This window comes from Alkaliphilus metalliredigens QYMF (assembly GCF_000016985.1).
Classification (GTDB): domain Bacteria; phylum Bacillota; class Clostridia; order Peptostreptococcales; family Natronincolaceae; genus Alkaliphilus_A; species Alkaliphilus_A metalliredigens.
The window spans coordinates 3,465,958-3,491,736 of record NC_009633.1; the positions used below are offsets into that span (position 1 = coordinate 3,465,958).

Consider the following 25,779-nt stretch of genomic DNA (forward strand, 5'->3'; position numbering starts at 1 on the left):
CCGCCTCCTTATGTTATCTCAATATAGCCCCGGTACTGGCTGAAGTCACTAATCTTGCATATCTAGCTAAATAACCCTTTTTAATCTTCGGCTCTGGGGTCTGCCACCGTTGTTTTCGTTTTGTCAGCTCTTCTTCACTGACCAATAGTTCAATCTTTCCCTTTGTAATATCGAAGGAAATGAAATCTCCCTCCTCTACCAAGCCAATAGGACCACCCTCTGCCGCTTCTGGTGACACATGACCAATGGAAGCCCCTCTGGTAGCACCACTAAATCGCCCATCAGTAATCAGTGCAACACTTTTGTCTAATCCCATTCCTGCTAATGTTGATGTCGGTGCAAGCATTTCTCTCATCCCTGGTCCCCCTTTAGGACCTTCATAACGGATCACTACTACATCACCAGGCTTAATTTCTCCTCCTAAAATTCCTGCAATTACCTCTTCTTCAGACTCAAATACCCTGGCAGGACCTTTATGGGTCAGCATTTCTTTTGCAACAGCCGAACGTTTTACCACACAACCATCCGGTGCTAAATTCCCCTTTAATACTGCAATACCTCCGGTTTCATTATATGGATTCTCAACAGTTCTGATGACTTCATCATTAAGGTTTTGTGCTTGTGAAATATTTTCTGCCACGGTTTTTCCTGTTACAGTTAATAAGTCCAGCTGGATTAAGTCTTTTTTAGCAAGCTCCTTTATGACTGCCTGAACCCCTCCTGCAAAGTATAGGTCTTCTATGTGATGCTGTCCCGCAGGAGCTAATTTACATAGGTTAGGTGTTCTTTCACTGATTAAATTGGCTGCTTCAAGATTTAACACCACCCCAGCCTCATGTGCAATAGCTGGTAGATGTAGCATACTGTTGGTGCTACACCCCAGTGCCATGTCCACAGTTAATGCATTTTCAAATGCTTTCTCCGTCATAATATCTTGAGGGCGAATATTTTTCTCTAAAAGTGCCATCACTTCCATCCCTGCTTTTTTAGCTAATCTGATCCGCTCAGCGTAGACTGCTGGTATGGTTCCATTTCCAGGTAGCCCCATTCCTAATGCCTCGGTTAAGCAATTCATACTATTGGCAGTATACATCCCTGCACAGGAGCCACAGCTGGGACAAGCCTTTTCCTCATATTCATAGAGCTCATCCTCTGTCATTTTCCCTGCTTTGACAGCTCCAACAGCTTCAAAGACATTGGAAAGGCTAACGGACTTGCCCTGTACCTTTCCTGCCATCATTGGCCCTCCACTGATAACCACTGTTGGAATATTGACCCTAGCCGCAGCCATCAGCATTCCCGGTACCACCTTATCACAATTGGGAATCATGACTAAGGCATCAAATCCATGGGCAATTGCCACTGTTTCAATTGAGTCAGCAATTAATTCCCGAGAGGCCAAGGAATACTTCATCCCCACATGGCCCATGGCAATCCCATCACAGACACCAATCGTCGACACTTCAGCCGGGGTTCCTCCCCTTAATCTTACCCCAGCCTTAACAGCATCTGCAATCTTGTCTAAATATATATGTCCTGGTATAATTTCATTTTGTGAGTTAATCACACCAATGAGAGGTGCTCTTATTTCTTCATCTGTGTATCCCATTGCTTTAAATAAGGATCGATGGGGTGCACGTTCAATGCCTTCCCTTGCTCCATTGGTTTTCATATCCTTCACTCCTTCGCTGCCTAAAATGATGTCATCTATTTTTTGGATTGCTTACTCCAGCTCATCATATCTCTCAATTCTTTACCGACTACTTCAACTTGGTGACTTTGCTCCATTCTTCTTCTTGCAGTGAAGGCTGGTCGATTGGCCTTATTCTCTAAAATCCAGTTCCTTGCAAATGTGCCATCCTGAACTTCGTGAAGTACCTTCTTCATTTCCTTCTTTGTTTCATCAGTAATGATTCGCTTTCCAACAGAGTAGTCTCCATATTCTGCTGTGTCACTAATGGATTGTCGCATATTGCCCAAACCACCCTCTACCACCATATCAATGATCAGCTTCATTTCATGAACGCACTCGAAGTATGCACTTTCAGGCTCATAGCCCGCTTCAACCAATACTTCAAATCCAACCTTCATCAGTTCAGTAACCCCACCACAGAGTACCGCTTGCTCACCAAACAAATCAGTTTCAGTTTCTTCTTTAAATGTTGTTTTCAATACGCCTGCCCTTGCGCCACCGATTCCTGCTGCATAGGCTAATGCCACATCCATGGTGTTTCCAGTTGCATCCTGGTAAACTGAAACTAAGCAAGGAACGCCTTTTCCTTCTTGGTATTGACTTCTAACCGTATGACCCGGTCCTTTAGGTGCTACCATAAAAACATTAACATCTTCAGATGGAACAATCTGTCCATAATGAATATTGAATCCATGGGCGAACATTAAATATTTTCCAGCAGTCAAATTTGGCTTAATACTTTCTTCATAAACCTGTACCTGTTTTTCATCGTTCACTAGGATGACAACTACATCTGCCTCCGCCGCTGCATCAGATGCCACAGCCACCTTCAAACCTTCTGCCTCTGCTCGTTCCCATGATTTACTACCTTCATACAATCCAACCACAACATCAACACCAGAGTTTTTTAGATTTAAAGCATGGGCATGACCTTGACTTCCATATCCTATGATTGCTACTTTTTTCCCTTTCAATACCTCTAAATTACAGTCCTTTTCATAATATAACTTTGCCATTTTCATCTTCCTCCTATTGGTTAATTTATTATTATATTAAAATTCTAAACAATTTTAAATGTTAGAATATTAAAATCTAATTCACATGACCTAGGGCCATCACCCCTGTACGAGCCATCTCTTTGATTCCATGCTTTGTCATTAAATCAATAAAAGTATCCACCTTCTGTTGATCTCCTGTCATTTCTACTGTTAGATATTCTGTGGCGACACTAATGATTTTCCCTTTATAAGCCTCTAATTGTTCAAGAATTGATGTTCTGTCTTTCTCTTCAGCCTTTATTTTAATCAATACCATTTCTCTATAATCAGATTCCTCATGCTTTAGTTCCTCAATTTGTCTCACATCAACCAGCTTGCTGAGTTGCTTCGTAATTTGATCAAAAAACTGGTGATCCCCAGTAAATACAACGGTCATTCTAGAGAGCTCAGGATTTTCAGTTTCTCCAAAGGAAAAGCTATCAATGTGATATCCTCTCTTACTAAATAACCCTGCCACTCTATTTAATACACCATCATGCTTTTCTACTAAAATTGATACCACATGCCGTTCCATACCATTCACTCCTTCTTTTTTGTTATTTTCTTATTTATGGGTAAATAAAAAACCCCGCCTCTGCATAATACTGCCTTTGCAGGGACGAGGATTATCTCCACGCGTTACCACCCTAATTGTCTCTATAAAAAAAGACCACTCTGTCAGGTTCTATCAAACCCTTTGTCTGTAACGGGACGTCCCGTTTACCCTTACTAGTACCCTTGGGCTACTTTCAAGGTAACTGCTCAGGAGTGATTTGTATTCTACCACAGTACTGGTTCACAGCGACCACCAGCTCTCTGAAACTGTTTTGGTAAAAAACCATTCTCCCTCATAACATTTTGTTTATCGTTTTTTATTTTGCTTTGATTTATTTTTTATATTGTATTCTATACTAACAGGAAATTTCTCTGCCGTCAATATGTTTTTTTAATTATTTTTATTTTCTGTTAATTATATTTTTACTCATTACTATTTGTTATTATTTATTTAGAATTTTCAAATTATATGTTGACAAACAAATAAAATCCTGATATGATTTTCAACAATTACATAATTCATATAAGCAATGAAGGAGATCCGTATTTATAAAAACAGTCCCAGAGAGTCGGTGATTTGCTGAAAGCCGATACTGTTGATAAATAACCAATCACTCCTGAGCTGTATCTTTGAACATTCTAAAGAAGTAATCTTCTTTGGCTATTAAAAGATACCGACTAGTCTCGTTATAGACTTAGGTTTGTTGGAACTGAAATAGAGGTACTCAATTTACTTTGAGTACAATCAAGGTGGTACCGCGGGTAATGCTCGCCCTTGAAAGATTATTCTTTCAAGGGCGGGCTTTTTTGTATTTTTAAGCACTTGTAATTTTCAACAAAGAGGAGTTGAAAATTGAGTGCGCCATGAGTCGGTGCGATAGCACCAGACGAATTTTAACCTATCTTAACCATATAAAACGAGGAGGAAATAACATGTCATATCTTAATCAAAATCCATTACCCCAGCTCCAACCACTCACAGCCTCTCTTGATTTTCAGGAGGCAAAAAAACGCCTGTCAGGTGTTTTGAAGGAAACCAAATTAATATACAGTCCTGTTTTCAGTCAGGAGTTTTGTAATGAGGTGTATATTAAGCCTGAAAATTTACAAATCACTGGTTCTTTTAAAATTCGTGGCGCCTACAATAAGATTGCCAAGCTCACATTAAAGCAAAAGCAAGATGGATTAATCGCTTCATCTGCAGGAAATCATGCACAGGGAGTTGCCTATGCAGCAAAAGAGCTTGGTGTTGAAGCAACAATCGTAATGCCCAACACAGCCCCCCTTGTGAAAGTTGAGGCGACAAAAAGTTATGGTGCCAACGTCGTCCTCTGGGGAGATTGTTATGATGAAGCCTACGCAAAGGCCTGTCAGTTACAAAAGAAATACGGCTATACATTTATTCATCCCTTTGATGATCTTGATGTCATAGAGGGCCAAGGAACCTTAGCCCTAGAAATACTTGAAGAGCTACCGGATGCAGATTGTCTATTAGTTCCTATTGGTGGTGGCGGTTTGATAAGTGGTATCGCCGCTGCTGCAAAAGCAATCAATCCTAACATCAAAATCATTGGTGTGGAGCCCGAGGGTGCTAAGGCAATGAAGGTTTCTGTAGACTGCAATAAACTGACCCACCTAGATTCGGTTCATACCATTGCCGATGGTGTGGCAGTTCAAAAACCTGGTGATTTAACCTTTCCAATCATTCAAGATCTTGTAGACGAGATCATCACCGTTTCAGATTTAGATATTATGGAGGCCTTTATACTTCTTTTAGAAAAACATAAATTGGTGGGAGAAAATTCTGGCGTCTTGTCTCTGGCAGGGCTTAAAAAAATCCAGGAGACCTATAAAAAAGTCGTCTGTATCGTCAGTGGTGGCAATATAGATGTACTCACAATATCCTCTCAGGTTAATCGTGGACTTGTATCACGAGGACGTACTTTCTGCTTTACCGTAGCACTTCCTGATAAACCAGGAGAGCTTTTAAAGGTTTCAGAAATCCTAACTCGGCTTAATGGAAATGTCATCAAGTTAGATCACAATCAGTTTAAAAATCTTGATCGTTTCATGGAGGTGGAACTTGAGGTCACTGTTGAAACCAACGGTCATCAACATATCAATCAAATTACCACCGAACTAAATAAAGCGGGATACAACATTTTAAAAGTCTATTAGAGCAATTTATAAGAGAAGCCGTACTGTGATCACAGTACGGCTTCTCTTATATTTAAGTGCGCTGTAAAACGATACCATAACATAACATAGACAAATTATATGTAACCATTCATTCCCCTACTGCATAAATTACTATTGAGAAAAAGGAGATTCAAGACGCAGTAAGGAGCACCATTTAATAAATCAAGAAATTCTTCATGACTCCAAATTCTCAACGAATCCTATGGCTCAGTGAAAAAAAATCATATCATTAGTCATCTTTAGTCATAGCGTAGTTACAATCAATATTCACTTAAGGAGGTAGCGTATGTATATGAGTAGTAGTCGATCACGTCAATTCTATTCACATAAATTAGGTGTATTACCCTCTCCAGACACAGAACAGCAGGCACATCATACAGGATATACACCTAAACCTTGTCCACCTAAACCTTGTCCGCCTTGTCCTCCAGGGCCTCCAGGACCTCCAGGACCTACTGGGCCTCAAGGACCTCAAGGTATCCCTGGTGCAGTTGGACCCCAAGGGCCCATTGGACCTATTGGACCTGAAGGACCCCAAGGACCTCAGGGTATCCCTGGTGCTGTCGGACCTCAAGGGCCTATTGGACCTCAAGGACCGCAAGGTATCCCTGGTGCTACTGGGCCTCAAGGACCTCAAGGTGTTCCTGGACCAATTGGATCTCAGGGACCAATAGGGCCACAAGGACCGATCGGTGCACAAGGGCCTATTGGACCTCAAGGACCTCAAGGTGTTCCTGGTGCCACTGGACCTCAAGGACCTGTTGGCGCTACTGGACCTCAAGGACCTCAAGGTGTTCCTGGTACCACTGGACCACAAGGACCTGCTGGACCGCAAGGACCTCAAGGTGTTCCTGGTACTACTGGACCTCAAGGACCTGTTGGACCTCAAGGTATACCCGGTGCCACTGGACCCGAAGGACCTACTGGACCTCAAGGGCCTATTGGACCTGTTGGACCTACTGGGGCCACTGGGGCTACTGGACCTATCGGACCTATCGGACCTATCGGACCTATCGGACCTATCGGACCTGTTGGACCTACTGGACCTATCGGACCTATCGGACCTATTGGACCTACTGGACCTATCGGACCTGTTGGACCTACTGGACCTATCGGACCTATCGGACCTACTGGACCTATCGGACCTGTTGGACCTACTGGACCTATCGGACCTATCGGACCTATCGGACCTATCGGACCTATCGGACCTACTGGGCCTACTGGGCCTATCGGACCTCTTGGACCTATCGGACCTCTTGGACCTACTGGACCTCAAGGGCCTATTGGACCTACTGGACCTGTTGGACCTATCGGACCTACTGGACCTCAAGGACTATCTGCATATGCCTATATCTATAATGTAGTCGCTCAAACAGTTCCAGTAGAAGCAGATGTCACATTTAGTAATAATGGTGTGGTAAGCGGAAATATTACCCATGTACCAGGAACTGCTGCAATTATTCTTGGTACTGCTGGTGATTATTCAGTATGGTTCTATGCTTCAACCTTAGAACCAAGTCAATTTACACTATTCCAAAATGGCCTTCCTGTTCCTGGCGCCACCTATGGTGTTGAAGCTGGCACATCCCCTAACCCGGGTTGGGTCATCATTAGTGCTTCCGCTGGTGACGTGTTAACAGTTCGAAATCACACCAGTGAAGTCCCTGTTATTTTAGAAACATTTGCAGGGGGCACACAGGTCACTACCAATGCATCTATCCTCATTCAAAAGATAGATAGTTAGATAAAGTAAGCCAAGAGAAAAGGATATCAACCGATATAAGAAGGAACGACAAGTGGTTTTGCATCTTAACATTACAGCAGGGTGATGTCCAATACCCTGCTGTAATTTATCTATAATTTAAAATTGTATATCAAGACTATAAATTTTTTTGAGGTGGTTATGTGATTACCATTAGTCTATGTATGATTGTCAAAAACGAAGAAAAAGTAATTACTAGATGTCTTGAGTCAATTAAAGATATTGTTGATGAAATCATTATAGTAGATACAGGATCTACTGATCATACAAAAGCAGTTGTTCAAAGATACACCAACAAAGTATTTAATTTTAAATGGATTGATAATTTTTCAATTGCCAGGAATTACGCATATTCTAAGGCAACTATGGATTACATTCTGTGGTTAGACGCAGATGATGTCGTCCTGGAGACAGATCGGATGATGCTTAGACAATTAAAACAGGATTTAGATCCATCAATAGATGTTGTTATGATGAAATATAATGTAGGTTTTGATGAACAGGGTCACACCACACTGTCTTATTTTAGAGAGCGATTAACAAAACGAGCAAACAATTATCAATGGCATGAACCAGTACATGAGTATTTAGCAATTGATGGAAAAATCATCAATTCCGACATTTGTATCACCCATCAAAAAGAATACAATTCCAGTCCAGATAGAAACTTATCCATATATGAAAAAGTTCTTTCAAGAGAAGGTCCCCTAAGTACTAGAGGTCATTATTATTACGCAAGAGAGTTATACTATCATGAGAGGTATGATGATGCAATCATATATTTCAATCGCTTTCTAGATTCTGAAACAGGTTGGATCGAGGATAAAATATGTGCTTGTTATCACCTATCACTCTGTTATCAATATAAAAATCAAAAAGAAAATATGCTTCAAACTTTACTCCGAAGCTTTAGTTACGATGAACCACGGGCTGAAATTTGCTGTCTTTTAGGCTCTACTGCCATGGAAGACGCTAATTATCACAAAGCTATTTTATGGCATCAATTAGCGACCCAAGTGCAAAAACCCCAGCACACCTGGGGGTTTATGCTCCATGATTATTGGGGTTATATTCCAAACCTGCAGCTATGCCTCTGCTTTTACAAATTAGGAAAAATAAAAGAAGCCATTTACTATAATAATAAAGCCGCAGAATATAAACCTGAGGATTCTGCCGTCGTACAAAACAAGCGTTATTTTTCCTCCCTTACGAAGAGAGACATCAATTAGCCGGAAGCTTTTCTGATCTAAAAGTCATGGTGTGCTTCCGGTAGTCACTATAATAGATTGGTCTATTAAGTAGATTCAGCTTTTATCATGCTGTGTCTACTTTTTTATGCTGGCTACAGTAGTGAAGCTAAAAATACTAGCTATGCTTCTTTCTTTTGAAAAACCTTATATAAGACTGAAATGCCTCTTTCAAAATCACTATTCTCAATTCCTACAATGATATTAAGCTCACTTGACCCTTGGGTAATCATCCGTACATTGATCCCTTCCTTTGCCAGGGCACCAAATACTTTTGCAGAAATACCTTTTGTTTTAATCATTCCTCTTCCTACAACAGCAATCAAAGCCATATTTGGATACGCAACAATTGAATCTGGATTCGTTTGCACCCTGATTTCATTGATCACTTTCTGGATATTATTTTTAAGCCCCTTATCAGAAATGACCAATGAAATAGAATCAATACTTGACGGCATATGTTCAGCAGAAATTCCATTAGCTTCTAGGATAGTCAGTAGCTTGTGGATAAATCCCTTCTCTGCGTTCATAAGCATTTTTTCTATAGCAATGACAGTAAAATCCTTTTTTCCTGCAATACCAGTAATTGTTCTTGTATAATTAACCGGAGACAGATCATCAACAATCAATGTCCCAACATCCTCTGGTGCATTGGTATTTTTGATTCGAATGGGTATGCTTTCTCTTTTAACAGGAAAAATTGCTTCTTCATGCAAAACCGATGCCCCCATATAGGAAAGTTCTCGCAGCTCCCTATAGGTAATCTTTTTGATATACTGGGGATTCTCTACAATACGGGGATCTGCCATACAAAATCCAGAAACATCCGTCCAATTTTCATATAAATGAGCTCCTACTCCCCTAGCAATAATAGCACCAGTTACATCTGATCCACCCCTAGAAAATGTCTTGATTTGACCACTCTCCATTGCCCCATAAAAGCCTGGTATCACCGCTTTTTCAATGGATTTCAGTGTCTGATTCACTCTTTTTTGTGTGGCTTCTGAATCAAATTGTCCATTTTCACTAAAAATAATTAATTCCGATGCATCAATAAATTCATACTTTAATAGACTTGCTAAAATCAAGCCATTTAAATATTCTCCACGACTTGCAGCATAATCAGCTGAGGCACCGGCGGTAATGTTATCCTTAATCTCATTAAGTATGGTCTTCATATCCAAAGTAAGCCCTAGCTCTAAGCAAATGTCTATATACCTTTTTTCAATAATTTTATATACCTCATCAAAGGGCACCCCTTGCTCCACATGTTGCTGACACAGATACAAAAGGTCCGTCATCTTATAATCTTTTTCATGGCGCTTTCCTGGTGCAGAAGGAACAATATACCTTCTATTTTTATTGGATAATACAATCTCTTTTACCTTATTAAATTGCTTGCTATCAGCTAATGAACTTCCACCAAATTTAGAAACAATGACCTTACTCATTTTACTTCCCCCTTTATAGCTTTGAATTATCAATACAAAAAAGCACCCACCCTGAGCAGGACGGGACCTTGTGGTATTCGCTATTGTTTAATATTTTTACAATTTTATAACTTTTCTATCTATTTGTCAACACCACTTTTCTATCATATCCATAAGTGTTGTTGTATTACTTATCTATAATAGACCTGTTTGATTTTTCACTCCACAAAAATAAAGACCACATCAAATGCGGTCTTTACCATAGGACAATCATAGGACTCCATTCCTTATTCACCTCAAGAATGAATTTTTATTTATACTCAATGTATTTTTATACATCTTCCATGTATTTTTACTCATATTTTATCTATTCTTATCTCTCCTAAGGTTTCTCTAAAAAATACAGCATCAATGTCACTGCTAGGAGATCTGCTGATCCTCCTGGACTGATATTTCCCTCAATGAATTGTTTATCTGTTTCTACAATTTTCTTTCGACCTTCCTCTGTGAACATGCCACCCACGGAAAGTATGTCTTTGGCTATTGTCTTTACTTCTTTCAGAGTGGTTAGATCATGTCTTCCTAGCACATTGCTATCCTCGGTGACTTCCATTAAATGAAATAGTACCTGTACTAGAATATCATTTGTCTTCTGGTTACCCTTCATAAGCTCTCGTAATATGGGCAGGGAGTAAGTGCGTACCGTATTAAATCCTGACTCCACTTCTCCTCTAATGCCTTTGACTCCATGATTTTTAAAGAGCCTTTCCCCATAGGTTAAGTCTGTCCTATGGTGCTTTATGTCCTCTAGCTCTTTCTTTGAAATGCCTTCTGTCATCGCCTTTATTTTATGACAAATCTCATCTATATTCATTTGTTGACTTTGTCTCTCTCTATACTGCACTCCCGCAGCAGCTGAAATAATGCCTAAGGAAAAAATCAGTCCTTTATGGGTATTTACCCCTTTAGTTGCAGCAAACATTTTATTTTCTCCTGCAATGCCTATGGGTCTAATCATCTCTAATAACTCTTGGCTATTTCTTTTACCAAAGTTAAATCCAGCCAAAGCACATTGGTGAAATGTATGGACTAAGGAACCACTGCTCTCCAAAAACAGATAAAAATCCATGTCTTGATGGGCACCTGAATTATGGCGGTCCACAAGACCCGGCTTAGGTGTCGCCGATACTTCAAAGAGCATTGATTTTAGGGCTAATTCACTGATATATTCACAGACATTGAATTCACTAGACACTATTTTTTCCTTCATTGTAAAAAACTCCTTAAAATGTATTCATAAGTTGCGTCACGGTTTTAAATGCTTCCGAATCTAATTGTCTATCTCTTTAGTTTTTTATCTTCTTCACAGTGTCAATCACTGTACCGTCTCGATATTCAATCACAGCCACCAGCTGATCATCTAATTCAATTTTTTCTGGCACCCCTGTCATTGCTTCAGCCATTTCCTTCAATGCCTCGATAGACAAAATGGGTAGATTTGTTTTTTCTAGTTTTTTCATTAAGTCTAGACGATTGGGATTGACAGCGATGCCTCTCTCAGTCACCAATACATCAATGGTTTCTCCAGGTGTGGTAACAGTTGTCACATGATCCACAACAATGGGAAGTCTTCCCTTGACTAGCTGTGTCACAACAATGGCTAGCTTCGCTCCTGCAGCTGTGTCACTGTGTCCACCTGATCCACCCATGATCATGCCACTAGATCCCGTTGTCACATTGGCATTAAATCCTGTATCGATCTCCGTTGCTCCTAAAATCATTACATCAAGATTATTCACAACAGCGCCTTTATTATGGGGATTGCCGTACATGGAAGCTGACATATTTTGATGTCTTTGATTTTGTCGATAGGACTCCACTGCCCTTAGATCAAAACATTGCACATCTAAGAGGGATTCAAATAGTCCTTCCTTAAACATATCTACCATATAGCCTGTAATCCCACCAGCTGCAAAGCTTCCTCTTATCTCTTTTTGCTGCATTAATTTTTTCACATAGGATGCCACCGCTAGGGATGTGCCTCCCGCTCCAGTTTGAAATGAAAAGCCATCCTCTAAAAGTCCTGATGCTTCAATAACCTGAGAGGTCATCTTTGCTATTTTCAACCCCACAGGGTCATTGGTAATTTTTGTTGTACCGGATACAATCCCCTTTGGGTCTCCAATGCTGTCTACCTGCACCACATAATCAATATGCTCTTGGGTGATTTCCATTGGACAGGCTGGATAGGCTACTAAGTTATCGGTTATGGCCACAACTTTTTCAGCATACATGGCATCAGGAACCGCATATCCTAATGTACCACATGCAGATTTTCCCTCTACACCATTGATATTCCCATAGGTGTCACAGGTGGGTGCTGCAATAAAGGCAATATCAATCAAGAGATCTCCCGATTCAATGGCCCGTGCTCTTCCTCCATGGGTATGCATCACCGCAGGATACTTCAATAGGCCCCTTGAAACCGCCTCTGCCACAGGTCCTGACATATAATTTGCATAAAGCCCTGTTACCATGCCACTTTTCATATGCTCAACTAAGGGAGCATGCATTGGGAATATGGAACTGGCCGCCACTTTTATATCCTTGACACCGATCTTTTTCAGTTCCGCTAATACCATATTAAGCACGTGGTCCCCATTTCGCAAATGATGATGAAATGAAACCGTCATACCATCTTTGATTTCACATTTTTCAATGACCTCATGAATGGATGCTACGACCTTTTTTTCTCCAGGTACGGCGCTCTCCAGCTTAACAGCCTTTTTCTGCACCACTCCTAGACTTGCCAAGGCACCTTTAAACGGCCTCACTGTTCCATATCCTTGAATATATTCTGGCATTTCTCTACCAAGTATATTTTTCAAATTGACCACTCCTTTACATCAAACCTGTACGCTTTGCTTTTTGAATCACATTTTCTGCTCTAGCGATAATCGGTGCATCAATCATTTTACCGTCCATAGAAAACACACCCTTACCCTCTCGCTGTGCTTCTTCCATTGCCTCAATGACTCCTTGGGCATATCTGATTTCCTCCTGAGTAGGAGCAAAAATCTCATGGATTGTATCTACTTGTCTAGGGTTGATGGCAGCCTTCCCCGTCATCCCTAATGATTTGCATTTAGCAATATCCCTCTCGAACCCCTGACAGTCATTTAAATCCGCAAAGGGCGTGTCGATGGCATCAATTTTATGTGCTCTGCAGGCAGAAACAACTTTGGCTCTTGCATAAGAGATTTCTTCGCCTTCTGGTGTTCGCTGGATTCCAAGATCAGCCGTCAGATCCTCTCCACCCAACAAAATTCCGATTACCCGTTCAGAGGAGGTAATAATCTCATGTATGGTTTCAATTCCATAGGCACTTTCAACTAAAGGAAAAAGCTTGATGCTGTTCTTTTCAAATCCTTCTTCTGCTTCAATTTTCGTAAGCATTTCACAGACGGTCTTGACATCTGCTCTCGTTGCCTTTGTGACCATCAATGCATCAGGTTTCACCTTAGCTATTTCCGCCACATCACCTAATCCAAAACCAGAGGAAAGGGGATTAATTCTCACCACAACCTCAGAATCATAAAAATCGATGGTTTTAATGGCACTTCTAACCAGTATTCTAGCCGCATCTTTTTCAGAAATACTAACTGCATCCTCAAGATCTAAAATAATACTATCTGCCCCAAGAATGCCTGCATTTTGTAGCATACTGGGATTATTTCCTGGCATAAATAGCATTGTTCTTCTGAGCCTTTCCATTAAATCACCCCTTACATTCCTCTTTTGACTGCTGTTTCAACTCTTGCTTTTATGGTATAATCTAGGGCACCTCTGTCTTTAGCAATCATATGGATATTTTTAATCTCTAATTCCATTAATGTCTGTTCTATCACCTGTCTAATTTGCTTGCCAAACTGATCCATGACAATACTTTCAAGATCAATGATAATGCCCCCGTCATCCTTTGGCTGAACCATAATATAGATATCGTTTGATTCCATGGTTCCAGCCTTTGCTGCGGTTTTAATATTCATAACCTACACCTACCTTAGTGTTTTTAAATATTCTTCCTGGCCAATTTCATAATAGTTGTTTCCTTTCGCATCAATCACAACGATCAATGGAAGATCCTCCACATAAAGCTTTCTGATAGCCTCTGCCCCTAAGTCTTCATATGCTATGATTTCAGCTGATTTAACACATTTAGCCATGAGGGCTGATGCGCCACCGATGGCTGCAAAGTATACCGCTCCCTGTTGCTTTATTGCCGTTATCACTGATTCCCCCCGAAGTCCCTTTCCAATCATTCCCTTTAAACCCTGTTCCAAAAGTGCAGGGGTGTAGGAATCCATTCGATAACTGGTTGTGGGTCCTGCTGAACCGATGGGCTGTCCTTCTTTTGCTGGGGTGGGTCCCACATAATAAATCACTTGATCTTGAAGTTCAATGGGCAGGTCCTCACCTGCTTCTAGAAGATCCACCAATCTTTTATGGGCAGCATCTCGAGCTGTATAGATCATACCAGTCAATAAGACGCTGTCTCCTGCCTTTAAACTCTTGACCTTTTCTGCTGTCAGAGGCATGGTTATTTTTTTACTCATTTGATCTTACCTCCTATATATGGGCTTCACTATGTCTCGTTGCATGGCAGTTGATGTTCACCGCAACGGGTAATCCTGCTATATGGGTACCATAGGTCTCGATATTCACCGCAAGTGCTGTGGTTCTGCCCCCAAAGCCCTGGGGTCCGATTCCTAAATCATTTATTGCAACTAATAATTCTTCTTCTAATCTTTCATAAAGTGACTTCGGATTTCTTTCACTTGTAGACCTCAAAAGGGCCTTTTTTGCAAGAAAGGCTGCTTTATCAAATGTACCACCAATCCCGATCCCCACAACAATAGGGGGGCAAGGGTTAGGCCCCGCCTCCTTCACTACCTGTAGGACAAACTCCTTAATGCCTTCAACCCCATCAGCCGGTTTTAACATCTTCAGCTGACTCATATTCTCACTTCCAAATCCCTTGGGTGCAACCGTGACTTTAAAGCCATCCCCAGGAATAATCTCATAGTGAATCACAGCCGGTGTATTGTCCTTTGTGTTGATCCTTTCAATTGGATCCCCTACCACAGATTTTCTTAAATATCCCTCAGTATAGCCCTGACGTACCCCTTCATTGATTGCCTCTTCTAGACTCCCACCAATGACATGTACCTCTTGTCCTATTTCAATAAAGACTACGGCCATTCCTGTATCCTGACACATGGGCCTCTGTTCATTTTGAGCAATATCTGCATTCTCAATGAGTATATCAAGAATGTTTTCAGCCATAGGAAAATCTTCTCGTTCCTTTGCTTCTTTAAATCGATCTCTTATGTCTTGTCCAAGATAATAATTTGCATCGATACAGAGTTTTTTAACTGTTTCAATAATCTTTGAAACATGTAATTCTCTCATTACATCGCACTCCTCGTCATTTCTTGTACGGTTTCTGATAATAAGAGCTCCCGTCTCTTTGCTAAGGCAAGGACTCTATTCATTTCGTTATTCACAATCATAAAGCCTTCATCTACACCCATTCCTGGCTTTGCAAGGCATTGATCAGCACCACAAGCAATGGCGATATTTGTACATACCTGAGCAGATCTGTCTGTTTCATTGCAGGTACCACCGGAGTAGGCTCCCACACCCTTTTCCTTACAGTATAAAAGGGCCTCTACAATATTATTAATGCCACCAAGATCCGGAGTCTTGATTTGAACCATATCTGCAGCTTCTTCATCCACAAATAACTTAATGTCTTCCCAGGTGTTACACCATTCGTCTGCAACTAATTCAACAGCGATACCTTTTTCCTTCAATGTCACCCGTAACGCCTTTAGGGCCTTTACTTGCTCTTCTCTATTCTCAACATCCATAGGACCTTCTATTCTTAATTTAAATGGAGCAGCTGCTTTTTCAAGCTCTCCAAGATAACTGCTCATTTTTTCAACATCGTTATCAAAGGCGATACCGATTGTTCCATATACATCGATATGCATGATGAAGTCTTCTTGTTCACTGGCTCTTAGGGTCTCGATTCGATTCTTTAACCAGCCTATATATTCCTTGAGCTTACCACCGTCTCGACCCAGCTTCGTGTCCACATTATTGATTAAGGCATGAGGCAGAACATCGGCCCCCTTAATAATCATTTTATCTACATTGTTATATCGATCATCCCCACACTGGGTAAAAATAGGGATTCTTTTTAATGCTACATTTGTTTGATACTCTTCTTTGATTACCTCTGCCATGGTCATCCTTTTAACCTTAGCTGCTGCATCTAAAATCGCTTGGGTAATGCCATATCTAATGGCTGTGTGAAGTCGCTCACCCTTTACCATCATCCCGTCAAATTCCTCTGCAAGCGCTTTAAATCCTGTTACATCTCTTCCAATTAATCTTGGTGCGATGTGCTGCTCTATAATTGGTATAAAGTCATCTGCTAAAAATAATGGATCCCGTCCTCCGGCACCAGAGTATTGCACCGCTGCACAATCACCATATGCTGTTTGACCATCCTCTAAAATAAACATGATAGAGATAGATTCTCCCGCCTGTCTAACACTTGAAAACCCCTCTGTCACTGCCTCCCCTATATAGGTGAATCCATCCTGTTGGGCCCCTTGCTTGATGGCTCGCTGATCGTCAAAGTAAAATCCAGTTCTTCCTGATGAGCATACAATATCTATAATTTTCATTTTAATAATTCCTCCAGTTTTAATTTCGATTGTTATTGGTATCTGCTAATCGTTTTTACCTCCCATTTTTTTAGATGGGAGGTAATGAGTTCCTTACATTAAATTTTACTTGATTTCCGGTCTCCCCACAAGGGTCCCTTTTCCTACAGCATATATATCATCTACAACCATTTGGAAGCTCACTTCTCGTCCTTCTAGTTTGGCTCTTTCAGCTAATAGTTGATTATTGAAATCCTTTATTTCCTTGTTCATTGGAATATTTCCAAACTCTAAATATCTCACTGCGCCATTATTGTCTCTGGCTGGTAGAATCTTACCTGCATTGTAATTACTTGGAGCAAAGGGAATATCCATGACACCTGTTTCGAAGGCCTTAACAGCCCCTACCGCTAGGTCTCCATTTCCCAGTTCAAATACCTTGTCTAAAATACACTTTGTCTCTGCTTTTATCAGTTCCTTTTCCATTCCAAGATCCTTTGAAATTGAAAGTCGCTGTCCCTTAAGTAGGTTTAATGTCTGCTTTGTGGATCTGATTCCCTGTGCATTAGCTTCCATTGTTGGTATCCCCATGGCCTCATGTGGTGTCTTGACAATTACCTTTGTGGCGCCTGCCAATGCTGCTGTGGCTGCTCCCCATGAAATCACACCGAATGATTTTGCTTCATCTGCCGGAAATCCACCCATCCATTGATGCAGTACCGTTGTCAGATCGATCTCGTATCCATATTCCTTAAAGTATTCCGTTGCTTGTTCTTCCAGTGCTCTAATGGCAGCCACATCCTGGGTTAAGTTTCCGCATTGTCCATAGCCTAATGTTAGGTTTTTGACACCCTGCTCAGCCGCTAACAATCCTTCAATAATGGCCACTGCATTAGACATACTAGGTGGAACAAGGGTTCCTGTTAGGGGTCCAAATGGCTCTCTATTTATTTCAACACCCATCTCTTCATATAATCCTGTCACCCGGTCACAATATTGCCAATGACGTATGGTTTTCTCTAGACTAATGCTTTTTGCATAGGGAATATTATAAGAGATACCGCCACCTTCGTTTGACGTCCATCCACCTGCATGAATAATCTCTGTTAGTAATCTTGCATCTGGCGTACCATGTCTTGCCTGTAGTGGTAGCTCAACTGCGTCTAGGACTTTTCTACAATTGTGTACCCCATGATTGACAACAGGAAACCCATTGAGCATAGAGCGGTTTTCTCTCATGCTTTCATCGATGGCTGCTTGACCCTCTTGATATCTATTTTGTCTTGTATAACTATCAATTGTATTAGGCAGTAAATCTGCACCACCTTCATTTTGAAGGTATTGTAATAATTTAATATGCTCATCAACTAAGGCTACCCCTGCCCTTGGTTGTGCTAAGGTGATACCATCTGCCTTAGCCTTCCTCATTTTCAGCGCAAAGTTCTTATGCTTAGGGATCTGTTTTAAATAATCCACTGCCTCTTGTAAATCAACGTCTTTACCAGTAACCCAATGGGTCAGCACCTCTTTGCGTTCTTGGAAAAAACTTTCTTCACTCAACTTTTTATTCTTCAGTTCCATTTATTTTGTCCCCCTACTATAAATTCCTCAGGTATGATCTCAGTATTTCAATCGTTGGTTCTCTTTTATGAAACCTTTTTAAAGTCTTGCTTGTAGTGTGCCATTTCTTCTGCTTCTGCTAGATCCGTCTTCAAATCCGCTATTCCTGCGTCTGGTGAAGTTCCTGGGGCATACACTCGGTCAAATCCCATTTTTTCAAATCTTTCCTTTACAGAATCAAAGTCCTGCTTTCCTACCACAAGGTTTCCACCAGCATATAAAAGAATATCCTTTAGCCCTGCTTCTTCACACTTTTCTCTTAATCCTCGACAATCCATTTCTCCGTGTCCATAAAGAGAAGAGACAAGAATCGCTGCTGCATTTGTTTCAATTGCTGCGTTGATAAAATCCTCCTGTGCACTGAGGACCCCAATATTGATTACCTCAAAGCCACCCTGTGTAAATGCATAATCAAGCACCTTATTTCCTACCGCGTGACAATCTGCTCCAATAACACCAAGTACAATATTTGTTTTCATCATTAATCGCTCCCTTTTATAAGTGTCTTTTAATTTCGATAACCTTCGATATAATTGCTTTAACCGAGTACTGATCTAAAAAATAATCAAAGCCAATAACATCTTTCTTGCCTTTTACAAGCTGTCTTATGCTTTCTTTTCTTCCCGGTGACACAATGATCACATCCGATGCATCAATCACTTTTAACACTTCTTCTTCCTCTTGACTGACTGAACACATCATCTCAAGATTATCTAATCCAGCCGATTCTAATGCATATTGAACCTTAAATTGAAATTCCTTTGAAAGACAGATTTGACCAAACTTTGTTTTCTTGGGGTATTTTGCAATCTTGACGATTGTTTCCAGACTTGGATTGATGGCAACGCCACATACCTCCTTCTGTTGGTCCACAATCAAATTTTTCACTTGATTAATATGGTTAAATGTCGTAATAATGATTTGGGCTTCCTTCAATAACTGTTCATTTGTTTGATTTCTACTTTGAAGTTCAGCGATGGTCATTGGTAAGACATTGATATCTGTAATTTTACTTAACTCTTTAGCAAAATATCTTGCCTGTTCGATATTACATTCTACAAATAGGGCATTCATGTTTTTAATGACTGCTTCTTTTTCCTTGACTCTTTCCTTCACAATACTGATAAATTCCTTTGTATCAAAGCCTGTCTCAATGGCTTCTTCCAATGCTAAATCAATCATTCTAAAAACTTTATCCTTAATATTGTGCTGTTTCCATGTTTGTTCTTCTTCCCCAACAAATGTGCCCCTACCTTGATAGGAAACCAAAACACCTTCCCGCTCTAGCAGCTTATATGCCGAAGAAATTGTGTTTCTACTGACATTCATTTTTTGAGATAATTCTCTTTCAGTTGGAAGCTTATCACCTATCTTTAGGGTACCGTCTTTGATGTCATCCATGATGGTGTTTTTGATTTGTATGTAAATAGGTACACCACTTTGCTTATCTATTTTCATCGATAGGATTCCACCTCTTTTTATCAATTGGCACAATGGACTAGTCCATTAACTCATCTGTAGTGTAACACGTTCCAAAACCTTTGGGAAATCCCATTTAAGCCTATATATCCTACTCTCACCCGCGAAAACGTTTTCTCTTGTAATTAATTTCATAATAATCTGTTATGGTCCTATATAGTCTTGTTTTCTCCCCTTTGTGTGAATTGATTTTTACTAAAATACATCCTGCATGACACTTTTTGTCATCCTTTAATGCCATTATTGCAAGTATGATTCTTGACTCATTCACGAATAAAGCAGTCCAATTCAGAAAATTGGACTGCTTTCCTTTTTAAATGGACCTATTGTGCTTGACATATAACCTGATACCACACTTTCGTAAATACGTCGTCCCAGATCCATTGAACTTTTTAACAGGTCTTGAGCAATTTCCCTGGAGTTTTTCTGCATAATTTGTCTAACCCCAATTCATTTATTTGATATTTACGGCCTCCCTTTAGCTAATTAAAGCGGTTTGTATGTAACAAAAACGTAATATCTAAAATCAAAAAATAAAAACAAATAAAAAAACTTGAAAATAACCATTGACAAAAGCACGATAAAGTATTAGAATATTGTGAATATAACAAATAATTTAATATGAGAAAAGCTTCGACGAGGAGGAGTACATGTATTTCGAAAGCCTAGAGAGGAAATGATGGTGAAAATTTTCCCTGAGGAATATATGGAAGGTAGCCTTTGAGCTTTGGACCGAAATTGCAAAAAAGTAGACTTCAACGGATTCCCACCGTTACAGGGGAAATAGTATCGGAGTGATTCCTGTACTATCATTGAGCTGTATACTTTGTATAAAATTAGGTGGTACCGCGGAGTTTAACCTTCGTCCTATTAATAATAGGATGGGGGTTTTTTATTTTACGATTTTTATGAATATAAATTTGAAGGAGGAAAAAGAAAATGATGAAGTATAGTGGTGCTGAAATTATCATTAGATTATTGGAGGAGCAAGGAATCAATATCATTACTGGCATTCCTGGTGGAGGCAATCTTCCCATGTACAATGCCCTTGCTAAAAGTACTCAGATACAACACATCCTTGCAAGACATGAGCAGGGTGCCGGCTTCATCTCCCAAGGGATGGCCAGAACCACTGGCAAAACCGCAGTTTGTTTTGCTACCTCAGGTCCAGGTGTCACAAACCTGTTAACAGCCATTGCCGATGCAAAATTGGACTCAGTTCCAATTGTTGCAATCACAGGACAAGTTCCTTCTTCATTTGTAGGTACTGATGCTTTTCAAGAAGTAGATACATGTGGTTTAGCCATTCCCATAACCAAGCACAACTTTTTCGTACGATCAGCCCAGGAATTATTTCATATTATTCCAGAGGCCTTTAAGATTGCATCATCAGGAAGGCCTGGTCCTGTTATTGTGGATATCCCTAAGGATGTTCAGATGGCGGAAATAGAGCTTGAGAATTGGCCTATCCTCACTGATGAAAGTCCTTTGCATGACAATGGCAAGAAAACTAGCATCCCAAATGAAACCAAAATCAGTTTAGACGAAATTGAAAAAATAGCTAACATGATCAACAGTTCAAAAAGGCCTTTGTTTTATATCGGAGGAGGAATCCTCCAGTCTAATTCCCATGAGCTTTTACATCAATTGGCTAAGAAAAATCACATACCTGTGGCCTCCACATTAATGGGATTAGGATGTTTTCCCTCAAAGGACAGTCTTTATTTAGGAATGCTTGGGATGCATGGGGCTCCCTATACAAACCTCATTTTAAATGAAACAGATTTATTGATCGCCTTTGGTGTGCGCTTTGATGACCGAGCAACAGGCAATATTGCTAAGTTTTGTCCTGATGCTTCCATCATCCATGTAGACATTGATCCTGCCGAGTTGGATAAAAACAAAGCCACTCATTTTTCAATGGCAGCAGATATTGGTCTTGTACTACAGGCGCTGATCCCATTAATTCATTTGGATCCTCGAAGCAAATGGATTGAGGAAGTAGCAGCCATCAAAAAGGCAAACCCCTTGTATACTCCTGAAGATAATGATTTTTATCATCCGGTAAATTTTATAAAGGAAATTAGTAATATAGTAGATTCTGATACCATCATCACAACAGATGTTGGACAGCACCAAATGTGGGTTGCCCAGACCTATCCCTTTGAAAAACCTCGTACTTTACTGACATCAGGTGGTTTAGGTACAATGGGATTTGGATTACCCACTGCCATTGGTGCCGCCTTGGCAAATCCGACTAAAAAGGTCATTTGCATCAGTGGTGATGGTTCTATTCTAATGAACATACAGGAGCTTGCCACCTTAGCAGATCATAACTTAAATATCAAAGTGATCATTCTAAACAATGGATGTCTAGGCCTTGTTCGGCAGCTACAGGAGTTCTTTTTTGACGAGAATTATATTGCCTCTAGCTTTACGACCCATCCAAACTTCGCTGCCATTGCCACCGCCTTTGGTATTGAGGGCTTTGATTTTAAGGACACGAAACAACCCATTGCACAGTTGCAAAAATTATTATCAGCATCAGGTCCCTGTGTTATTAATGTCCCAATAGATCCTAGGGAAAACGTGCTACCCATCGTTCCTCCAGGAGCAGGAAATCATCAAATGATTGGAGTGAGAAAAGGTGCCTAAAAATATAAATATCATTATTCAATTGACTGTTAACAATCATCCAGGGGTAATGTCTCAGATTACAGGGCTCTTTACACGACGGGCCTTCAACCTAGAAGGAATCCTATGTGGTAGATTAGAAAGTACTCAGGTAAGTCGGATGTATTTATTGGTTAAAAGAGACCATCAAGTTGAACAGATTGTTAAGCAGTTGGAAAAGCTATATGATGTATTAGATGTGTCCCTATCTGAAAGCTATGATTTCATGCTATTTGACCAGGTTCATGAATTGATTAAAGGAAATTCATCATCATAAAACAATAGAAGCCGCATTAAATGCGGCTTCTATTGTTTGTCCCATAATCCTATAATAACATATAATACAGACTTTCCGTTGGATACTCAGCATCAGCGGTGATATCGATCCCAAGCTTTCTAAAAATCTGTTCATCATTCAAACTTAAAATCGTTGTTGAGTGAGCTTGGCATCCCTTTAGCATGGCTAATTTTTCCATGGCCACCTGAGCTGTGGGGTTTGTAGCAGCACAGATGCTTAATGCGATCAATACTTCTTCACAGTTCAAGGCTGTATTTATATTTCCCAATGTCTTTGATTTTAGACTTCTAATAGGTTCTAATATTACCGGTGAAATCAAATGAATTTCATCGGATATATTGGCAAAATACTTCACGGCATTTAATATGAGAGCCGCCCCAGCATTCATCTCATCGGAGCCTTTCCCAGTTAATATAGTTCCATCATGAAACTCAATTGCCATAGCAGGATAGATTTCGCTTTTATTGGCGTCACCATTATTATTGGACTCTTCTTTTAATCTAGAGGAACGCTCTCTTGCAGGAATCACAACACTTCTGTCTTCTTCCTTTAACTTGATCTCCTCCATAATCAGTTTGGAACTATCAAATGTTTCCTTGTCTTCATGGCCTTTTTTATACTCACAGCCTACTTTGAAGTATCGTCTGATGATCTCCTGCTTAGATGCTTCCTTGATTACCTCATCGTCAATAATTCCAAATCCCACTCGATTGACTCCCATGTCTGTAGGGGATTGGTAGACTGATTCGTCTCCTGTGATCTTTTCAATAATCCGCCTCAGTACTGGGAATGTCTCGATATCCCGGTTGTAATTGACTGCAATCTTGCCATAGGCCTCTGCATGGAATGAATCAATTAAATTGACATCCTTCAGGTCCACTGTTGCAGCTTCATAGGCGATGTTTAGGGGGTGCTTTAATGGCACATTCCATACGGGGAATGTTTCGAACTTTGAATAACCAGCAGCTTTTCCTCGTTTATGCTCATGATAAAGCTGACTCAGACAGGTGGCTAGCTTTCCACTTCCTGGTCCCGGTGCAGTGACAACAACAATAGGCTTTGTGGTTTCAATATAAGGGTTTTTACCATATCCCTCGTCACTCACAATGGTATCCACATCTGTCGGGTATCCCTTTGTTTTGCTGTGGGTATACACCTTGATTCCTCTTCGTTGAAGCTTATTAATAAAAACAGTTGTTGCAGGTTGTCCATCAAATCTTGTGATGACGACACTGTTGACATCAAGCTCATATGCTCTCAGGTCATCAATCAGTCTCAGGGTCTCCATATCATAGGTAATCCCAAAGTCGCCTCTCATTTTGTTTCTTTCGATATCTCCTGCATAGACACAAATGACCACTTCAACTTTTTCCTTTAGCTTATGCAGTAGCTCAATTTTTGCATTTTCATTGAATCCTGGTAACACTCTCTTGGCATGAAGGTCACATAATAATTTCCCGCCAAATTCTAGATAGAGCTTGTCATAATAATTTACCCGTTCTAGAATATACTTCGATTGCTCTTCTAAATATTTTTCATGATCAAATCCGATTTTCATCTAAACGCCTCACTTTTTAAAATCATTATATACATTTTACCATTATATATTTTATCATTACACATTTCTACAAATATCAACAAAAAATATTATATTTTATTATTATCACGTAACTTTGAACTAAAGTAGATTATATTATTTTTCACATAATAAGAATAAAAAAGACCGCACTACATTCACCTTGTATTACGGTCCTTGACTTTTTATCAGCTACTACTTGTTCCTTATTTTATCTATACTCCCTTTGGGTACATGATACTATATATATTATTTACTTTCATGGCATTTTTATTTGTCTGATTTGAAGAATTTTCTTTTGTCTTCTTATCATTTGCACTTACACTCTTTTCTATGAAATTTGGTGGTAATTCTGCACTTTGAGTGTCTGGTCTTGGTCTTTCAAACTGATGTACCGGTCCTTTACCTGGATATGTCAATGTACGAGGTAATTGTTGGTACCAACGTCTTCGACTATTATCTCTTTCAGGATTCATTGGCAAATATGACTTGTTGGTCTGCTTTATACTGCGTTTCCTTCGATTCCTTCTTGCTTTTATCTTTTCACCGTCTTCCGTCGGTTTTGTTTGTGCTTCCTCATGGGATATCAATTCATCTTCTTCTATATCCTTTGATTTTTCACCCTCTAATTCTTCCAAAGACACTTTTCCTGTATCAATCTTAATTTTTTCTAATTGCGCTTCTGCTTCTTGGTAAAAACCTTTCAATTCATCTAACTCACTTTCACAGCACTCTAATTTAGCAGCAATTTCTTGTAGGTCCTGCTTTTCTTTACTCAACCTTTTTTCATCAATAAGACTCTTATTTAGATCATTCAAAAACTCCAAAGTGCCTTCCTGCCCTTCAGTGGGCCACTTATAACCAAGTTCTCTAATAATACTTTTTACTAAAACATCTCTAAAGCTACTTAAGAAACTTTCAGTTAGATTAGGCATTGCGATTTCAAAGACTACCGTTGGCGGAACACTACTAAATGTATATTTCCAGTATTTACCTGTCTTTAGTTTATCCCATGTATCAGCCACTTTATAGGTAATTCTCGGTTCTACAAATGCAAGTTGTCTAAAAACCTGCTTTGTTATGGAAGTGCTGGTTTTCTGACTTTCAAATGGCAGGTATGCAATTAACTCTGCTTGCTTTACACCAAAGGAAAAATCAATAATGATCTGAGCGTCACAATATCCCAAAGAAATTTTATCTGCAAACTTTTCATCACATATTACTGCAGCCCCTTCATTAATCAGATCATTTCCCATAGATTCAATCGATTCTTTTATTTCATCTTGCTCTGTCAACATTTTCAGTATTAATGCTTTATCCAATAAAGATGGGAATATGACAATATTTTCACTTTCTGAAACATATTTAATACCCTTGTAATTAAAGTGATCAATTACAAAATCTGTATTCCTGTCATCAAACTCTAAAACTTTTTTTTGATTCCATATTATATTTCCCATGACTTCTCCCCTC

21 protein-coding genes and 3 other annotated features are annotated in these 25,779 nt (G+C 39.9%); of the genes, 5 read left to right on the plus strand and 16 right to left on the minus strand.

Translation table 11 applies throughout. From position 1 onward, the window contains the following. Window positions 1–13: 13 nt before the first annotated feature. From ilvD to ilvN (AMET_RS16720), 3 genes are all read right to left on the minus strand, one after another. Entirely contained in the window at window positions 14–1,672 is a 1,659-nt protein-coding gene (gene ilvD, locus AMET_RS16710) for a dihydroxy-acid dehydratase (RefSeq protein WP_012064492.1), read from the minus strand. 35 nt (window positions 1,673–1,707) lie between these two features. Next, a complete protein-coding gene (ilvC, locus tag AMET_RS16715; RefSeq protein ID WP_012064493.1) occupies window positions 1,708–2,709 on the minus strand; it encodes a ketol-acid reductoisomerase in 1,002 nt (333 codons plus the stop codon). Window positions 2,710–2,785: 76 nt separating this feature from the next. Beyond that, on the minus strand, window positions 2,786–3,265 hold the full coding sequence (ilvN, locus tag AMET_RS16720; RefSeq protein ID WP_012064494.1) for an acetolactate synthase small subunit: 480 nt from the start codon (window positions 3,263–3,265) through the stop codon (window positions 2,786–2,788). Between the two features lie 77 nt (window positions 3,266–3,342). Beyond that, window positions 3,343–3,591: a binding site (T-box leader), on the minus strand. Window positions 3,592–3,806: 215 nt separating this feature from the next. Beyond that, window positions 3,807–4,065, plus strand: a binding site (T-box leader). A gap of 153 nt (window positions 4,066–4,218) precedes the next feature. On the opposite strand from ilvN (AMET_RS16720), the gene ilvA reads away from it, so the two are divergent. From ilvA to AMET_RS16735, 3 genes are all read left to right on the plus strand, one after another. Then, on the plus strand, window positions 4,219–5,463 hold the full coding sequence (gene ilvA / locus AMET_RS16725) for a threonine ammonia-lyase (protein ID WP_012064495.1): 1,245 nt from the start codon (window positions 4,219–4,221) through the stop codon (window positions 5,461–5,463). A 307-nt stretch (window positions 5,464–5,770) separates the two neighbouring features. Next, window positions 5,771–7,228 carry a hypothetical protein gene (locus tag AMET_RS26960; protein WP_012064496.1) on the plus strand — a complete coding sequence of 486 codons (1,458 nt, stop codon included), beginning with the start codon at window positions 5,771–5,773 and terminating at the stop codon, window positions 7,226–7,228. A 182-nt stretch (window positions 7,229–7,410) separates the two neighbouring features. After that, entirely contained in the window at window positions 7,411–8,475 is a 1,065-nt protein-coding gene (locus AMET_RS16735; RefSeq protein ID WP_330368604.1) for a tetratricopeptide repeat-containing glycosyltransferase family 2 protein, read from the plus strand. 140 nt (window positions 8,476–8,615) lie between these two features. Here AMET_RS16735 and AMET_RS16740 read toward each other — a convergent pair whose 3' ends face one another. From AMET_RS16740 to AMET_RS16790, 11 genes are all read right to left on the minus strand, one after another. Next, entirely contained in the window at window positions 8,616–9,944 is a 1,329-nt protein-coding gene (locus AMET_RS16740; protein ID WP_012064498.1) for an aspartate kinase, read from the minus strand. A 361-nt stretch (window positions 9,945–10,305) separates the two neighbouring features. Next, on the minus strand, window positions 10,306–11,193 hold the full coding sequence (citG, locus tag AMET_RS16745) for a triphosphoribosyl-dephospho-CoA synthase CitG (protein WP_012064499.1): 888 nt from the start codon (window positions 11,191–11,193) through the stop codon (window positions 10,306–10,308). Window positions 11,194–11,269: 76 nt separating this feature from the next. Beyond that, the gene (gene citF, locus AMET_RS16750) at window positions 11,270–12,811 is read right to left on the minus strand and encodes a citrate lyase subunit alpha (protein WP_012064500.1); all 1,542 of its coding nucleotides are present in this window, start codon (window positions 12,809–12,811) and stop codon (window positions 11,270–11,272) included. Window positions 12,812–12,824: 13 nt separating this feature from the next. Beyond that, complete coding sequence (locus tag AMET_RS16755; RefSeq protein WP_012064501.1) at window positions 12,825–13,697, minus strand: HpcH/HpaI aldolase/citrate lyase family protein; 873 nt, start codon at window positions 13,695–13,697, stop codon at window positions 12,825–12,827. A gap of 11 nt (window positions 13,698–13,708) precedes the next feature. Continuing rightward, window positions 13,709–13,972 carry a citrate lyase acyl carrier protein gene (gene citD / locus AMET_RS16760; protein WP_012064502.1) on the minus strand — a complete coding sequence of 88 codons (264 nt, stop codon included), beginning with the start codon at window positions 13,970–13,972 and terminating at the stop codon, window positions 13,709–13,711. A gap of 9 nt (window positions 13,973–13,981) precedes the next feature. Further along, window positions 13,982–14,539, minus strand: coding sequence for a Fe-S-containing hydro-lyase (locus AMET_RS16765; protein ID WP_012064503.1), 558 nt, complete (start codon window positions 14,537–14,539; stop codon window positions 13,982–13,984). A 13-nt stretch (window positions 14,540–14,552) separates the two neighbouring features. Then, window positions 14,553–15,395 (minus strand): fumarate hydratase, encoded by an 843-nt coding sequence (locus tag AMET_RS16770; RefSeq protein WP_012064504.1) that lies wholly within the window; start codon window positions 15,393–15,395, stop codon window positions 14,553–14,555. After that, the gene (locus tag AMET_RS16775) at window positions 15,395–16,681 is read right to left on the minus strand and encodes a methylaspartate ammonia-lyase (RefSeq protein ID WP_012064505.1); all 1,287 of its coding nucleotides are present in this window, start codon (window positions 16,679–16,681) and stop codon (window positions 15,395–15,397) included. Before AMET_RS16775 ends, AMET_RS16770 begins: the two co-directional genes overlap by 1 nt. Window positions 16,682–16,786: 105 nt before the next feature. After that, window positions 16,787–18,241: a methylaspartate mutase subunit E gene (locus AMET_RS16780; protein WP_012064506.1), complete on the minus strand. Its 1,455-nt coding sequence runs from the start codon at window positions 18,239–18,241 to the stop codon at window positions 16,787–16,789. A gap of 65 nt (window positions 18,242–18,306) precedes the next feature. Then, complete coding sequence (gene glmS, locus AMET_RS16785) at window positions 18,307–18,762, minus strand: methylaspartate mutase subunit S (RefSeq protein WP_012064507.1); 456 nt, start codon at window positions 18,760–18,762, stop codon at window positions 18,307–18,309. A gap of 13 nt (window positions 18,763–18,775) precedes the next feature. Further along, window positions 18,776–19,738, minus strand: a complete 963-nt coding sequence (locus tag AMET_RS16790; protein WP_012064508.1) for a GntR family transcriptional regulator — start codon at window positions 19,736–19,738, stop codon at window positions 18,776–18,778. A 645-nt stretch (window positions 19,739–20,383) separates the two neighbouring features. Further along, window positions 20,384–20,632, plus strand: a binding site (T-box leader). Between the two features lie 66 nt (window positions 20,633–20,698). Here AMET_RS16790 and ilvB point away from each other — a divergent pair. Together ilvB and ilvN (AMET_RS16800) are read left to right on the plus strand one after the other, a co-directional pair. After that, window positions 20,699–22,414, plus strand: coding sequence for a biosynthetic-type acetolactate synthase large subunit (ilvB, locus tag AMET_RS16795; RefSeq protein ID WP_012064509.1), 1,716 nt, complete (start codon window positions 20,699–20,701; stop codon window positions 22,412–22,414). Continuing rightward, window positions 22,407–22,709, plus strand: a complete 303-nt coding sequence (gene ilvN, locus AMET_RS16800; protein ID WP_012064510.1) for an acetolactate synthase small subunit — start codon at window positions 22,407–22,409, stop codon at window positions 22,707–22,709. Before ilvB ends, ilvN (AMET_RS16800) begins: the two co-directional genes overlap by 8 nt. Before the next feature lie 49 nt (window positions 22,710–22,758). On the opposite strand, the gene AMET_RS16805 is transcribed toward ilvN (AMET_RS16800), so the two are convergent. Then, window positions 22,759–24,288: a DUF1846 domain-containing protein gene (locus tag AMET_RS16805; protein WP_012064511.1), complete on the minus strand. Its 1,530-nt coding sequence runs from the start codon at window positions 24,286–24,288 to the stop codon at window positions 22,759–22,761. Between the two features lie 233 nt (window positions 24,289–24,521). Then, window positions 24,522–25,766 (minus strand): hypothetical protein, encoded by a 1,245-nt coding sequence (locus AMET_RS16810; protein ID WP_012064512.1) that lies wholly within the window; start codon window positions 25,764–25,766, stop codon window positions 24,522–24,524. Window positions 25,767–25,779: the final 13 nt, after the last annotated feature.